11 protein-coding genes are annotated in these 13,999 nt (G+C 40.5%); 7 read left to right on the top strand and 4 right to left on the bottom strand.

Going from position 1 to position 13,999, the window contains the following annotated elements; all coding sequences use genetic code 11:
• Positions 1-128 precede the first annotated feature (128 nt).
• The 4 genes from pnp to DK865_RS18910 all read left to right on the top strand — a co-directional run bounded on the left by pnp (position 129) and on the right by DK865_RS18910 (position 5,990).
• Positions 129-2,258 (top strand): polyribonucleotide nucleotidyltransferase, encoded by a 2,130-nt coding sequence (gene pnp / locus DK865_RS15845; protein ID WP_036914690.1) that lies wholly within the window; start codon positions 129-131, stop codon positions 2,256-2,258.
• Between the two features lie 112 nt (positions 2,259-2,370).
• The gene (gene nlpI / locus DK865_RS15840; protein WP_109392334.1) at positions 2,371-3,258 is read left to right on the top strand and encodes a lipoprotein NlpI; all 888 of its coding nucleotides are present in this window, start codon (positions 2,371-2,373) and stop codon (positions 3,256-3,258) included.
• Positions 3,259-3,428: 170 nt separating this feature from the next.
• Positions 3,429-5,312, top strand: coding sequence for a DEAD/DEAH family ATP-dependent RNA helicase (locus tag DK865_RS15835; protein ID WP_109392333.1), 1,884 nt, complete (start codon positions 3,429-3,431; stop codon positions 5,310-5,312).
• Positions 5,313-5,453: 141 nt separating this feature from the next.
• Positions 5,454-5,990, top strand: a complete 537-nt coding sequence (locus DK865_RS18910) for a hypothetical protein (protein WP_228407805.1) — start codon at positions 5,454-5,456, stop codon at positions 5,988-5,990.
• Here DK865_RS18910 and btsR read toward each other — a convergent pair whose 3' ends face one another.
• Positions 5,991-6,707, bottom strand: coding sequence for a two-component system response regulator BtsR (gene btsR, locus DK865_RS15820; protein ID WP_023583566.1), 717 nt, complete (start codon positions 6,705-6,707; stop codon positions 5,991-5,993). It lies immediately after the preceding gene.
• Positions 6,708-6,709: 2 nt separating this feature from the next.
• Positions 6,710-8,413 carry a sensor histidine kinase gene (locus DK865_RS15815; RefSeq protein ID WP_023583565.1) on the bottom strand — a complete coding sequence of 568 codons (1,704 nt, stop codon included), beginning with the start codon at positions 8,411-8,413 and terminating at the stop codon, positions 6,710-6,712.
• Between the two features lie 233 nt (positions 8,414-8,646).
• On the opposite strand from DK865_RS15815, the gene DK865_RS15810 reads away from it, so the two are divergent.
• From DK865_RS15810 to DK865_RS15800, 3 genes are read left to right on the top strand one after another with little or no spacing between them, the layout of a single operon-like run.
• The gene (locus tag DK865_RS15810) at positions 8,647-9,618 is read left to right on the top strand and encodes an HlyD family secretion protein (protein WP_023583564.1); all 972 of its coding nucleotides are present in this window, start codon (positions 8,647-8,649) and stop codon (positions 9,616-9,618) included.
• Positions 9,619-9,627: 9 nt separating this feature from the next.
• Positions 9,628-10,773: an ABC transporter permease gene (locus DK865_RS15805; protein ID WP_109392332.1), complete on the top strand. Its 1,146-nt coding sequence runs from the start codon at positions 9,628-9,630 to the stop codon at positions 10,771-10,773.
• Positions 10,773-11,936, top strand: a complete 1,164-nt coding sequence (locus DK865_RS15800) for an ABC transporter permease (RefSeq protein WP_109392331.1) — start codon at positions 10,773-10,775, stop codon at positions 11,934-11,936. The genes DK865_RS15805 and DK865_RS15800 overlap by 1 nt, the downstream gene beginning before the upstream one ends.
• Positions 11,937-11,975: 39 nt before the next feature.
• Here the strand turns inward: DK865_RS15800 and DK865_RS15795 are convergent, their stop codons facing one another.
• Together DK865_RS15795 and ubiU are read right to left on the bottom strand one after the other, a co-directional pair.
• Positions 11,976-12,854: a U32 family peptidase gene (locus tag DK865_RS15795; protein ID WP_023583561.1), complete on the bottom strand. Its 879-nt coding sequence runs from the start codon at positions 12,852-12,854 to the stop codon at positions 11,976-11,978.
• Between the two features lie 13 nt (positions 12,855-12,867).
• On the bottom strand, positions 12,868-13,863 hold the full coding sequence (gene ubiU / locus DK865_RS15790; RefSeq protein ID WP_023583560.1) for a ubiquinone anaerobic biosynthesis protein UbiU: 996 nt from the start codon (positions 13,861-13,863) through the stop codon (positions 12,868-12,870).
• Between the last annotated feature and the right edge of the window lie 136 nt (positions 13,864-13,999).

Below are 13,999 nucleotides of genomic sequence, written 5' to 3'. Positions count from 1 at the left end.
TCGCGCGGCTAATGAAAGTATTTCTCACGAAGTGGTTAATATTTTCATTAGTCGCGAGGGGACGTAGCGGAGAAAAGATCATTCATCGTCGCTAAACATCTGGCGACAATAAGATAAAGGATATTATTTTGCTGAATCCTACAGTTCGTAAATTTCAATACGGTCAACATACTGTTTCATTAGAAACTGGCATGATGGCTCGTCAAGCAACCGCTGCTGTTATGGTTGACATGGACGGCACCGCTGTTTTTGTTACCGTTGTTGCCAAGAAAAAAGTTAAAGCGGGACAAGATTTCTTCCCATTAACGGTTAACTACCAAGAGCGTTCATACGCTGCGGGTCGTATCCCTGGTAGCTTCTTCCGTCGTGAAGGTCGTCCTGGTGAAGGCGAAACGTTAATTGCACGTTTAATTGACCGCCCTTTACGTCCATTATTCCCAGAAGGTTTTTTAAACGAAATTCAAATCGTTGCTACCGTTGTTTCTGTTAACCCACAAGTTAACCCAGATATCGTTGCAATGATTGGTGCTTCTGCGGTATTAGCACTGTCAGGTGTTCCATTCAATGGTCCTATTGGTGGTGCTCGTGTTGGTTTCATTGACGGACAATATGTTTTAAACCCAACTGTTGATGAGCTGAAAGTTAGTAAATTAGACTTAGTGGTTGCAGGTACTGCAGGCGCGGTACTGATGGTAGAATCAGAAGCTGATTTATTATCAGAAGAAGAAATGTTAGGTGCAGTCGTATTTGGTCATGATCAACAACAAGTTGTGATCGAAAACATCAATGCATTAGTTGCAGAAGTGGGTAAAGAAAAATGGGATTGGGCGCCAGAAGCTATCAACCAAACTTTACATGACCGTATTGCACAACTAGCACAAGCTCGTATTGGTGATGCTTACCGTATCACTGAGAAACAAGAGCGTTATGAACAAATCGAAGCTATCCGTGATGAAGTTATCGCAACGTTAGTCGCTGAAGATGAAACTTTAGATGAAGCTGAAATCAGCGAAATCTTTTCAGGCCTTGAGAAAAACATCGTTCGTGCTCGCGTATTAGCTGGCGAACCACGTATTGATGGTCGTGAAAAAGACATGGTACGTGCATTAGACATTCGCACGGGTTTATTACCACGTACTCACGGTTCAGCACTGTTTACTCGTGGTGAAACTCAGGCTCTGGTAACGGCAACATTAGGTACTGCACGTGATGCTCAAACTATTGATGACATCATGGGTGAGCACACGGATACATTCTTACTGCACTATAACTTCCCTCCATACTCTGTTGGTGAAACAGGCATGATGGGTTCACCAAAACGTCGCGAAATCGGCCATGGTCGTTTAGCAAAACGTGGTGTGTTAGCAGTAATGCCAACAATTGAAGAATTCCCATATACCGTTCGTGTGGTTTCTGAAATCACTGAATCAAATGGTTCATCTTCAATGGCGTCTGTTTGTGGTGCTTCTTTAGCACTGATGGATGCAGGTGTACCAATTAAAGAATCTGTTGCAGGTATTGCAATGGGGTTAGTGAAAGAAGGCGACAACTTTGTTGTTCTTTCCGATATTCTGGGTGATGAAGACCATTTAGGCGATATGGACTTTAAAGTTGCGGGTAGCCGCAATGGTGTCAGCGCATTACAGATGGATATCAAAATCGAAGGTATCACTCGCGAAATCATGCAAGTTGCATTAAACCAAGCGAAAAGCGCACGTCTGCATATTTTAGGCGTAATGGAAGATGCAATTAGCAAACCTCGTGCTGATATTTCTGAGTTCGCACCGCGCATTCACACTATCAAAATTAATCCAGACAAGATCAAAGACGTTATCGGTAAAGGCGGTTCAGTTATCCGTGCATTAACGGAAGAAACTGGCACAACTATCGAAATCGAAGATGATGGTACAGTGAAGATTGCTGCAACAAGTGGCGATCAAGCAAAACAAGCTATCGCGCGTATCGAAGAAATTACGGCTGAGGTTGAAGTAGGTCGTATTTACAACGGTAAAGTCACTCGTATCGTAGATTTCGGTGCATTCGTTGCTATCGGTGGTGGTAAAGAAGGTCTGGTTCATATTTCTCAAATCGCAGACAAACGCGTTGAGAAGGTGAGTGACTACTTGGAAATGGGTCAAGAAGTGCCAGTTAAAGTACTGGAAATTGACCGCCAAGGCCGTATTCGCTTAAGCATGAAAGAAGCTCAAGCTAATCAGCAGGAAGCAACAGAAACTTCTTCTGAAGATTCTGCGAATTAATGATATTCTACTACCGATATCAAGACATAGGTATCGGTAGAGACTTATTATGATTGACAAGTAGGACGTCTTGAACGCTTTTTGTTGAAAGGTCTGACTTTGGGAGTGAGAAATGAAAACATTTCTGCGCAGTTGTTCTATTGCTGTTTTCATCTTTATTTCCGGATGCAGCACTAGTCCAGAGTGGCGCCAGAATGCGATTTTTGCCACACCATTGCAGCCTTCTTTACAACAAGAAGTCATATTGGCTCGTATAGAACAGATCCTTGCGAGCCGCTCATTAACCGAAGATGAGTACGCACAGCTTTTATATGAGCGTGGTGTGCTGTATGATAGCCTCGGTTTACGAGCTTTAGCGCGTAATGATTTTTCAATGGCGCTATCAATACGACCAGATATGCTAGAAATTTTTAATTTTCTGGGTATCTATTTTACGCAGGCAGCGAATTACGATGCTGCTTATGAAGCGTTTGATTCTGTTTTAGAGCTTGATCCAACTTACAATAATGCGCGTTTTAATCGTGGTATCGCGTTGTACTACGGTGGCCGATTGAAATTGGCGCAGGATGATCTGCAGGCGTTTTATCAGGTCGATCCAAATGATCCCATTCGTTCGCTTTGGTTATATCTTGTAGAAAAAGAGATAAACACGGTTTTGGCTAAACAGCAGCTAAAACAGCGATACCAGCAAGCGAATAAAACGGGACAATGGGGATGGAATATAGTTGAGTTTTATTTAGGCGACATTAATGAGAAAACATTAATGTTGAAACTAAATGAGGCTTCAACCGATAACACTTTGCTCGCTGAGCATCTTAGTGAAACTAACTTCTATTTAGGTAAGTATTACCTAAGTCTGGGGGACATGGATAGCGCAGAAGCGTTATTCAAGCTGACGGTTGCTAACAACGCGCATAACTTCGTTGAGCACCGCTACGCATTGTTGGAATTAGCACTGTTAGGCCAACAAGAAGACCTAGCGGAATCGGACCAGCAATAGCTGACGAACATTTCTCTGATCAGTTTGAAGCCATCATCTACATAGGATGAGGGCTTGTTTGTTCGTTTAATAATATAATTTGAGCCAGTTCACATTTTAGATGATAAAGACCGACAAACCATGCGGTATGTTATGTCAACTGGCTGCCATAATGAATGAGGCACAGTGACATGACTACTGAAACCGATATGACTTTTGCTGATCTAGGTTTATCAGCACCTATTTTGACTGCACTGAATGACTTAGGCTACGAGAAGCCTTCTCCAATTCAGCAACAATGTATCCCTTTCCTTTTAAACGGCAATGATGTTTTAGGTATGGCACAGACAGGTAGTGGTAAAACTGCTGCATTTAGCCTGCCATTATTACACAATCTTGATGAATCATTAAAAGCACCACAAATTTTAGTTTTAGCACCTACTCGTGAACTTGCGGTTCAAGTTGCTGAAGCAATTGAAGATTTTTCTAAGCATTTACCAAAAGTAAATGTTGTTGCACTGTATGGTGGTCAACGTTACGACGTGCAATTACGTGCATTACGCCAAGGACCACAAGTTGTTGTGGGTACACCTGGTCGTTTATTAGATCATTTAAACCGTGGCACATTAGATTTATCTAAACTGAAAGGTTTAGTATTAGATGAAGCTGATGAAATGTTACGTATGGGCTTTATTGAAGATGTTGAAAACATTTTAAGTAAGATCCCAGCAGAACACCAAACTGCGCTGTTCTCTGCAACAATGCCAGAAGCTATTCGTCGTATTACTCGTCGTTTTATGAACGATCCGAAAGAAGTACGCATCCAAAGTAGCGTAACGACACGTCCAGACATTAGCCAAAGCTATTGGATGACATTCGGCGCACGTAAGAATGAAGCATTAATTCGTTTCTTAGAAGCTGAAGATTTTGATGCGGCAATTATTTTCGTTCGTACTAAAAACGCAACATTAGAAGTTGCTGAAGCTTTAGAGCGTAATGGTTATAACAGTGCGGCGTTAAACGGTGATATGAACCAATCACTGCGTGAGCAAACATTAGAGCGTCTGAAAAATGGTCGTTTAGACATTTTAATCGCGACTGACGTTGCTGCTCGTGGTCTTGACGTTGACCGTATCAGCCTTGTTGTGAACTATGATATCCCAATGGATTCAGAATCTTACGTTCACCGTATTGGTCGTACAGGTCGTGCGGGTCGTGCGGGTCGTGCAATTTTATTCGTTGATAACCGTGAGCGTCGTTTACTGCGCAATATCGAACGTACAATGAAGATGACTATTCCTGAAGTAGAACTGCCAAATGCAGAGCTTATCAGCCAACGTCGTCAGGAAAAATTTGCACAGCAAATCGCACAACAATTAGAAACTAGCAACCTTGACCAGTATCGTGCTCTGTTACCTAAATTAGCGCCACAAGGTGAAGATGCGCTGGATATGGAAACATTGGCTGCGGTATTACTGAAAATGGCTCAAGGTGAGCGTGCACTTATTCTGCCACCAGATCCCGTTCGTCGTCCTCGTCGTGAATTTAACGATCGTGATGATCGTCGTCGCGGTGATAGCGATCGTGAGCGTTCTCCTCGTCGCGAACGTCGTGATGCTGGCGAAATGGATTTATACCGCATCGAAGTGGGTCGTGATGATGGTGTTGAAGTGCGTCATATCGTGGGTGCGATTGCTAATGAAGGCGATATCAGCAGCCGTTACATTGGTAATATCAAACTGTATGGTTCTCACTCAACCATCGAGTTACCAAAAGGTATGCCAACAGATTTATTAAGCCACTTCACACGTACGCGTATTATGAACAAACCCCTGAATATGCAATTAGTGGGTGATGCTCAATCTCAGCCTTTCCGTGAGCGTCGTAATAACAGCCGTCGTGATGGTCAACCACAAGGTGGTCGTCGTTTTAATAATGGTGATCAACCACAACGTCGTGGTAATAACGACCGTGGTGGTGAGCGTAGCAACGATCGTGGTGGCGAGCGCGGTAACTTCCGTGGTCGTAACAACGAAGGTACACCTCGTCGTCGTAGCAGTTCTCATAACCAATAAGAGTTTGCATTCACTCAATGTTAAATTGAGTTGATACTAAAAAAATTAAAACCAGTCAGCGAAAGTTGGCTGGTTTTTTTATACTTATTTTAATGATATAAAATTTGTCACGACCGACTTCTATTAATCATAGGAAAGTTCATGCAAACCAATCAATTAGAATTACGTTGTATTCAGCAAGATGCTGATACTCAACGTACAGACTTCAATTTTTATATTGATGGTATAGCATTGGATAAATGGTTGGGGTTTGAGAAACAAACAGATTTACGCTTTTCAGATTTTGACTTGGATTTTTTCGTTGTTGATAAAGCTCGTTTCCCGAATTATGACCGTCATAAAATTATTCGCAGTAAAATAGAGCAATATTTAGGAAATAAACCTGTTTATACTCAATTAGATAATAATCGATTGGTGCTGTATCGTTGTCATTGTGGCAGTGATTATTGCTCGGTGATCGCTTGTGATTTAGAAATTACAAATGATTACGTGAAGTGGTTCAATATTGCTTATGAAGACGGATTAGAGAAAGACGACGCACTAGAACTTGATGAACATGGAATTACGCCTATTAAACAGCTTATTTTTAACCGTAAGCAGTACCAACAAGTTTTTGATGAGTATTTAGAACAATACTTATCATTATCTAAATACTCATTTATTACAGGGTGTTATTAATTAGCTTAAACCAATTGCTTCTTTTAATGGTTTTAGATATCGACGGCTAACAGGGATTTGGCTGTTATTGTGTAATATCAATTCAGCTTGCCCATTATCACCAAAAATAATCTCATTAACATAATCCATATTCACTAAATATTGGCGATGGCAACGAACTAATTGTGTGCGTGTTTCCAATGTACGTAGTGTTAATTCTGTAAAACCTTCTTGACCTTGGTTATTGGTAACATAAACACCACTGAGTCTTGATGTTGCAAATACAGCCTCATCAATGGGCATTAACCAAATACGGCTATGACCTGTACATGGAATGCACTTTAAACGCTCTTCAGGCGGTGTTAAGAGATCAATATTCTGTTTATTACCTTGGCGTAAACGATTTAATGTTTTAGTAAGTCGCTCTTGCTCTAAAGGTTTGAGTAAATAATCAAAGGCATGCTCTTCAAAGGCCTGAATGGCATACTCTTCAAATGCAGTTAGAAAAACAATATAAGGGCGATGTTCAGGATCAAGCATTGTGACCATTTCAAGACCAGTAATGCGAGGCATTTGAATATCAAGAAAAACAACATCAGGCTTTTTGCGATGTATTTCTCCTATGGCTTCAATTGCATTACTGCATTCACCAACAATATGAATATCCTTTTCAACTTCAAGTAAACAACGTAAGTTTTCACGAGCCAACGGCTCATCATCAACGATTAATATATTCATTATTATGTAACGTTATCCATGCTTTTTTCGAGAGGTAAACAAATTTTTACCTTTGTGTATTCATCGGCTTGGCATTCCACTAAAACACCGTAAAGCTCGCCATAACGTAATTTTAGTCGCTTATCCACTAGTCTCATGCCTAAGCCTAATTGATGCGATGGGCATTGAAGACGGTAAAGTCCGGCATTATCACAAATTTCGATAATGATTAAATGATGTTCTTGATGTGCTCTAATTGTAATCTTTCCTGTATCTAATAACTGTGACGTTCCATGTTTAATTGCATTCTCAACCATGGGTTGAAGCGAAAAAGCGGGTAGGCGAGCATTAGCTAAGCTTTCAGGAATTTGAATATCAATCTGTAAACGCTCCTGAAAACGTGCTTTCTCTATTTGCAGATAAGCGTTCACATGTTCGATTTCATCACTTAATGTCACCACAGCCTCTGGTCTTTTTAAATTCTTACGAAAGAAAGCCGAGAGAAATTGCACGAGTTGATTTGCTTGTTCACTATCACGGCGAATAACCGCTTGTAATGTATTTAGTGCATTAAAAAGAAAGTGTGGATTCACTTGAGCATGTAAAAGTTTAATCTCTGATTCTAAAAGAGATTGCTTATTTCGCTCATATTGCCCTGCCAGAATTTGTGCAGATAAAAGACTTGCGATGCCTTCACCTAAGGTACGATTAATCGAACTAAAGAGGCGATTCTTCGCCTCATAGAGCTTTATTGTGCCAATGACTTGGTTATTTTCACCTCTTAGTGGAATAACTAAGGTTGCTCCTAGTTTGCAATGAGGAGAAAGGGTGCAACGATAGGGGGTTTCATTACCGTCTGCATAGACAACTTCATTATTATTAATGGCTTGCTTGGATTGATCTGATGAAATAGGTGTACCCGGTAAATGATGATCGGCGCCAATGCCAATAAAAGCGAGCAACTTTTCTCTATCTGTAATAGCAACTGCACTGACTCTCAATTCCTGATAAATCACTTTTGCCACACGGGTGCTATTATCTTGGTTAAACCCTTTACGTAAAATACCTTCAGTACAGACAGCGATTTTTAAAGCTTGAGCTGAGAATGCACTGGTATATTTTTCAAATATAGCGCGCCTATCTTGTAAAATTCGAATAAACATTGCCGCGCCAATGGTATTGGCTACGATCATCGGCGCGGCAATATCTTTCACTAAAGCAAGAGCTTCATTAAACGGACGAGCTAATAATAAAATGATGCTCATTTGTATTATTTCAGCAAAGAAAGTAACGGCGGCAGCTGTCCATGGATTAAATATCCGATGCATCTGCCCGTGTTTTACGTAATAACGGTGGACTAATCCGCCAATTAAGCCCTCTACAATGGTAGAAACCATGCAGCTAAATGCAGTCATACCACCGAGTGAATAACGGTGTAAGCCTCCGGTAAAACCAACGAGAAAGCCGACGTAAGGTCCTCCTAGTAATCCACCTAAGACAGAGCCAATAGCACGTGTATTGGCAATAGAATCATTAATATGTAGCCCAAAATAGGTACCCATAATGCAGAAAATAGAGAAGATGACGTAGCACATCAATTTATGTGGTAGTTTTATCGTGACCTGTAAAAGTGGCGTAAATAGAGGTGTTTTACTTAAAAACCAAGCAATAATTAAATAAACGCACATTTGCTGTAATAACAGCAAAATAAGATCAAATTCATACATAAGTATTGAGTACCGTTCTCTTTTCTATCTGATATATATAAAAATTCAGATAAAACGGGGATATTAATTAGGCGATAAAGTTTGATATAAGAATAACTTAATCGCACTATCAAAGAAAATATTCCTTTGCGTCAGTGATCTGGCGCACAAAATTCTTAAAGAAATTCTGAGTTATTGTGTAATATAACTCTGTCAGTGAGTGTTCTACTTCACTATTAAGGTCTAATCGTTATATGAAAAAAAGAGCCATTTATCTTATTTTATTAATGCTAATACTAATTGCATTAGCCGTACTTTTCCGCGCGCATAATCAATATTTATTATTGCAAGGAGAAGTTGACGCTCCAGAAGTGATTGTTGCCTCTAAAGCCAAAGGTCGTGTTATTGAACGCCATATAGAGCGAGGTGATGATGTCAAAAAAGGGCAATTGATGATCACATTAGAAAGCCCTGAACTCAACGCTCAAGTTGCTGCACTTGAAGCCGCTAAAACTCAAGCACAAGCTCAATTAGACTTGTCATTACATGGTACAAGAGAAGAGAGCATTCGTAACTTAGAAGCGGTGCTATCTCAAGCCAAAGTAGAAGCAGCCAATGCGACAAGAGATTATCAGCGGATCAGCGCAGTGGCTAACCAAGGTTATGTATCAGCGACAGAACTGGATAATGCACGCCGTAGCCGTGATGTTGCATCACAACGAGTCAGAGGCGCGCAAGCAGAGTTGGATGAAGCCAAAAATGGCGATCGCATTGAATTACGCCAGAAATATACAGCAGCAGTACAACAAGCAGAACAACAGCTTATCGAATTGAAGATCCAACAAGACGATTTACAAGTCAAAGCACCTGTTGATGGTGAAGTTGGTCCTATTCCGGCGGAAATAGGTGAACTTTTTAATGCCAATAGCCCGCTGGCTACTCTTATTCGTATTCCTGAAGCCTATTTTGTTTATAACCTTCGTGAAGATATTTTAGCGGATATTCGCAAAGGTGATCGCATTACGATCATGGTGCCTGCATTAGGTAATAAAGAAGTAGAAGCTGAAATTCGCTATATCGCTCCAATGGGTGACTACGCAACAAAAAGAGCGACAAGAGCAACGGGTGATTTCGATCTAAAAACGTTTGAGATCCGACTGTATCCTGTGACGCCAATTGAAGGGCTTCGTCCTGGCATGAGTGCATTATGGCGTTGGGATAAATAAGGACAAACAATGAGAGTAAAGGCAGCTTGGCGTGGCTTTAGTAGCGCATTTTCACGAGAAACTTATATGGCAGTTCGTAGCCCGGTTTTTCACTGGCTAAGCTGGCTATTTCCATTGATGTTATTCACGTTAATTAGTGCTAACTTTTCTGAAGGTACATTGCTGAATTTGCCAGTTTCAGTGATCAATAACGATAATAGCCCGTTATCAAGAACATTGATCAGAGACTTAAACGCGGGCTCTCATGCGCAATTAAATACGCTAGATGGCAATCCTCGTACAGCAATGGAACGGCTTGGTAGTGCAAAAGATTATGCGATACTGACCATCCCTCGACACTTTGAAAGTAAGGTCTTAGCTGGAAAACAACCCACTACACGTATGTATTATAACGGGTTGTATTATGCCGCTGGGAGCTATGCAATACAGGATTTTAGTGGACTCATTGCAGAGCTTAATGCGCAATATCGCACGGTTTTAGCGCAAGAAATGAATAAACCTGTTCCACCATTAGCAAAAGTGACTTTCTCTTATGACAGTTTATTTAATGCCAGTGGCAGTTATATTTATTATCAGCAATTTGCGGCTACCATCCATATGCTTCAACTATTTGTCGTGACCTGTACGATTTATTCGTTGTCACGCGGTAATATGTTATTGAATATTAAGCCCTTCACATTTGCACTTATTGGTAAACTCACACCTTACACACTGTTCTTCTTAACCTTATTAATTGTTGAATTAGCGGCATTAGTGCATTTCTCGGGGGCGAAGGTGAACGGCAATCCGCTCTATATGGTGTTAGTGGGATTCTTCTATATTATTGCTGCTCAAAGTGTGGGATTACTGCTCTTTGCGTTTACCAATAGCGCGATAACGGCATACAGTATGATAGGGATGTTGGTGAGTATTGCATTGGCATTTTCAGGCATGGCTGTACCTGAACTTTCGATGATCTTACCTGCACAGATTATTTCTAATTTAGAACCATTAACTCACGCCTTAAATGCGATGTTTGATATTTTCTTAAGAGAAGTATCACTACAAGGTATTTTATATGTTTGTTCACTCTTGCTGATTTATCCTTTTGCTATCGCCTTCTTAGTTCGTAAGCGTATTTTTAAACGATTGGAATTACAGGTAGGTGTGGCATGATGCAGATGTACTTCCAAACCTTTAAGCGTGTTCTATTGGGTATGCTAGAAAAACCGATGTGGATGTTACTTATCGTTTCTCTATGCATTATGAGTTTGGTGTATGCCAAACCTGTTTTATGGGATTTGCCTGTTGCCGTGATTAATCAAGATCATAGCCCAGCAAGTTATTCACTTATTCGGGCATTAAACTCGACACCTAAATTAAGCATTAAGAACTACGATAATTTAGAGGGCGCTCGCCACGATATGATTATGCGTGAGCTTTTTGCCATCATTATTATTCCAACTGATTTTGAGAAAAAACTACTCAATGGTAAAGATGTCACCGTACCCGTTTTTGGTGATGCCACAAACCGCCTTGCTAGCGGGCAAATTCAGCAGGAATTGATGTTAGCTTATCAACAGTTATTAGATTCTTACAATGGGCGTATTTTACAAAATGCGGGCTTTAGTGTTGAGCAATCAAAGATCCTATTAAAGCCTATTCAGGGTGAAACCATTGCTATGTATAACCCCGGAGTAAGTTTTGCTGCGATCATTTTCCCTGGATTATTAGTGATGTTATTACAACACTCCCTTTTAATTGCTTGTGTGCGTGTCAGCATTGCCGTGCGAAGTACGCCAAAAGGAAAACCACCATTAGCGGTTTATTTAGGGGCGCTATCGGCACTTATTCCTATTTGGTTATTTTTATCTGCCGTCTTCTTTGCATTATGGCCTTGGGTATTAGGTTACCGACAAGAGGCTCCGCTTTACCAAATATGGATGCTTACTTTCCCATTCCTATTGGCAGTATTAGGTCTCGGCAAGCTAATTACAGAATGTTTACGCAGTGTTGAGATGATTTATCTGACACTCGCATTTGTTACAACGCCCGTGTTCTATATTTCTGGTACGATTTGGCCATTACAAGCAATGCCTGATTGGGTATTTGCGATTTCATCCGCATTACCTTCTACATGGGCAGTAAACGCCATGGCAGGAATAAATCAAATGGGATTGTCATTCCAAAGTATATTGGGTGATATCGTGATGATGCTGGTTTTAGGTGTGATTTACACCGTATTAGGTGTGCTGGTGGGTATGTTACGTAATGGTGAATTAAGACATATTACACACCAATTTAAACATTGGTTACATCATCGTGGTGAGTCAAAATAAAAAGCCCATAAGGGCTTTTTATTCCAACATATTATATTTTTACTCTACTAATTCTAATCCAGCCAACTTACGCCAATAGCCATTACAGTCATGGTGATGAACGGTTGTCAGTGGTTGTTGACCTTGTTGATTTTGGCGAAATTGTTGTAATGTATCGAAAATCGCGTCTGATTCTGGTGAAAGGCGAACAATATCAACTAAACCTGCCATTGAAGCTTGATCGTTACCCAAGTTATAACAATAACCACTTTGTGTTTGAATGCCATTAAGCACAAATACTTGCTGATTTTCTTGTGATAATACTTCACGACCTTGTGGGTATTTTACACAACAAGTTTCACAATCGTCTTTAGAACGATTTTCAGAACGAGCAGTAAAACAACGTGCTGAATAGGCTAAAGGAAGATGCCCATAAGCCAATACTTCAACTTCAAACTTATGGCGGATACCTAAGTCTTCGCATTGATTTAAAAGATTATTTAACCACTCACGAGAAAGTTCAACTGGCATACACCAACGCATCATGCCTTGCTTATGCAATAAACGTAGTGCATAAGCGTTGTAGCAGTTAAGCCCATGCCCTGCGACGAAAGGAAGATGGCGCTCGTAAAGCATATTGATCACACCAAAATCATGTGCTTCAACTAAAAATTCACCGTTATCAACTAGCTTAGCAATTTCTTTCAATTCAGAAGGTGCTTGTAATAATGCTAAGGTTGAAAGAACTACTTGTTTGCCACTTGTTGCCACTTCTTTGGCAAGATTTATCCAATCTTGGGGCTTGGTGTCTCGACGTTTACTACAAACCGTTTCACCTAAATAAATAATATCAGCATCACACTGTTTTGCTTTTTCATAGAACGCTTCAAGTGTCTCTTTTTGCCAATAATAAAGTACAGAGCCTAATGCGTATTTCATTTACTTATCCTTATTATTGCCATTTACGGTGATAAGCACCCAATGTTGTTTGTGTTCCTTCTGAAATTTTTCCTAATGCATTCATCCAATGCGGGTTTGTGCTAAAACGTTGAGGATCTTTTTTGCATTGATCAATTGCCGCGCGCCAAACTCGTGCAACTTCTGTGACATAAGCAGGGCTGCGTTGACGACCTTCAATTTTGACGGATGCAATATTCATCGCCATTAACTCAGGTAATAGAGAAAGTGTATTGAGGCTTGTTGGCTCTTCTAATGCGTGATAACAGTGGTCATCAACAAAGTAGCGCCCTTTGCACAATGTGGGGTAACCAGCATTTTCATTGGGTGAATAGCGGTCGATAAGTACATCATTAAGGCGAGATTCCATTCCTTGTGGTGTTTGTTGCCAACGTACAAAACGAGCGGGGGAGCAAGCACCTACCGTATTAGGGGATTCGCCTGTTAAATAAGAAGAGAGATAGCATCGACCTTCCGCCATAATACATAAACTACCAAAGGCAAAAACTTCTAAAGGTACTGGGCTCGTTTGTGCTAATTGTTTGACTTGATGAAGAGATAGAACACGAGGAAGAACGATACGTGCTACATCGAAGTTACGTTGATAAAATTCAATAGCTTGTGTATTGGTTGCTGAAGCTTGCACTGAAACATGACGTTCAATATGAGGGTAACGTTCCGCAGCGTACTCGAGCATAGCAATATCCGCCAAAATAAGCGCATCAGCACCTAAAGATGCCGCCATATCAACAGCTTTTTGCCAGCGTTCAAATCCATCAGGATGAGCAAAGGTGTTTATTGCAATATGCAATTTTCGCTGGTGGCGATGAACATAATTAACCGCTTCTTGTAATTTCTTTTCTGTGAAATTCAGACCCGCAAAATGTCTTGCATTAGTATCATCTTTTAAGCCGATATAAACGGCATCCGCACCATTATCTATGGCCGCTTTTAAGGCAGGTAAATTACCCGCAGGGCACAGCAATTCCATCTTCACTTCCCTTTAGAAATTAAGAATGATCAGAAATTGTAATGAGCAAGATAAAAAAAGGTTTTGATTTAGGGCAGAGAACGCTGTTTTTTGCTTAAGTAAAATCAAAGAACTCAAAATGTGAGCGACGGATTAA

The organism is Proteus cibi (assembly GCF_003144405.1).
In the GTDB taxonomy this organism is placed as follows: Bacteria; Pseudomonadota; Gammaproteobacteria; order Enterobacterales; family Enterobacteriaceae; genus Proteus; species Proteus cibi.
The sequence above is the reverse complement of the archived record's forward strand: the minus strand, read 5'-3'. Positions and strand labels throughout refer to the sequence as shown.

What these genes read in the sequence shown, in the direction of transcription:
- nlpI (WP_109392334.1), top strand. Translation starts at nt 2,371, where the DNA reads ATGAAAACATTTCTGCGCAGTTGTTCTATTGCTGTTTTCATCTTTATT.
- DK865_RS15835 (WP_109392333.1), top strand. Translation starts at nt 3,429, where the DNA reads ATGACTACTGAAACCGATATGACTTTTGCTGATCTAGGTTTATCAGCA.
- DK865_RS18910 (WP_228407805.1), top strand. Translation starts at nt 5,454, where the DNA reads ATGCAAACCAATCAATTAGAATTACGTTGTATTCAGCAAGATGCTGAT.
- btsR (WP_023583566.1), bottom strand. Translation starts at nt 6,707, where the DNA reads ATGAATATATTAATCGTTGATGATGAGCCGTTGGCTCGTGAAAACTTA.
- DK865_RS15815 (WP_023583565.1), bottom strand. Translation starts at nt 8,413, where the DNA reads ATGTATGAATTTGATCTTATTTTGCTGTTATTACAGCAAATGTGCGTT.
- DK865_RS15810 (WP_023583564.1), top strand. Translation starts at nt 8,647, where the DNA reads ATGAAAAAAAGAGCCATTTATCTTATTTTATTAATGCTAATACTAATT.
- DK865_RS15805 (WP_109392332.1), top strand. Translation starts at nt 9,628, where the DNA reads ATGAGAGTAAAGGCAGCTTGGCGTGGCTTTAGTAGCGCATTTTCACGA.
- DK865_RS15800 (WP_109392331.1), top strand. Translation starts at nt 10,773, where the DNA reads ATGCAGATGTACTTCCAAACCTTTAAGCGTGTTCTATTGGGTATGCTA.
- DK865_RS15795 (WP_023583561.1), bottom strand. Translation starts at nt 12,854, where the DNA reads ATGAAATACGCATTAGGCTCTGTACTTTATTATTGGCAAAAAGAGACA.
- ubiU (WP_023583560.1), bottom strand. Translation starts at nt 13,863, where the DNA reads ATGGAATTGCTGTGCCCTGCGGGTAATTTACCTGCCTTAAAAGCGGCC.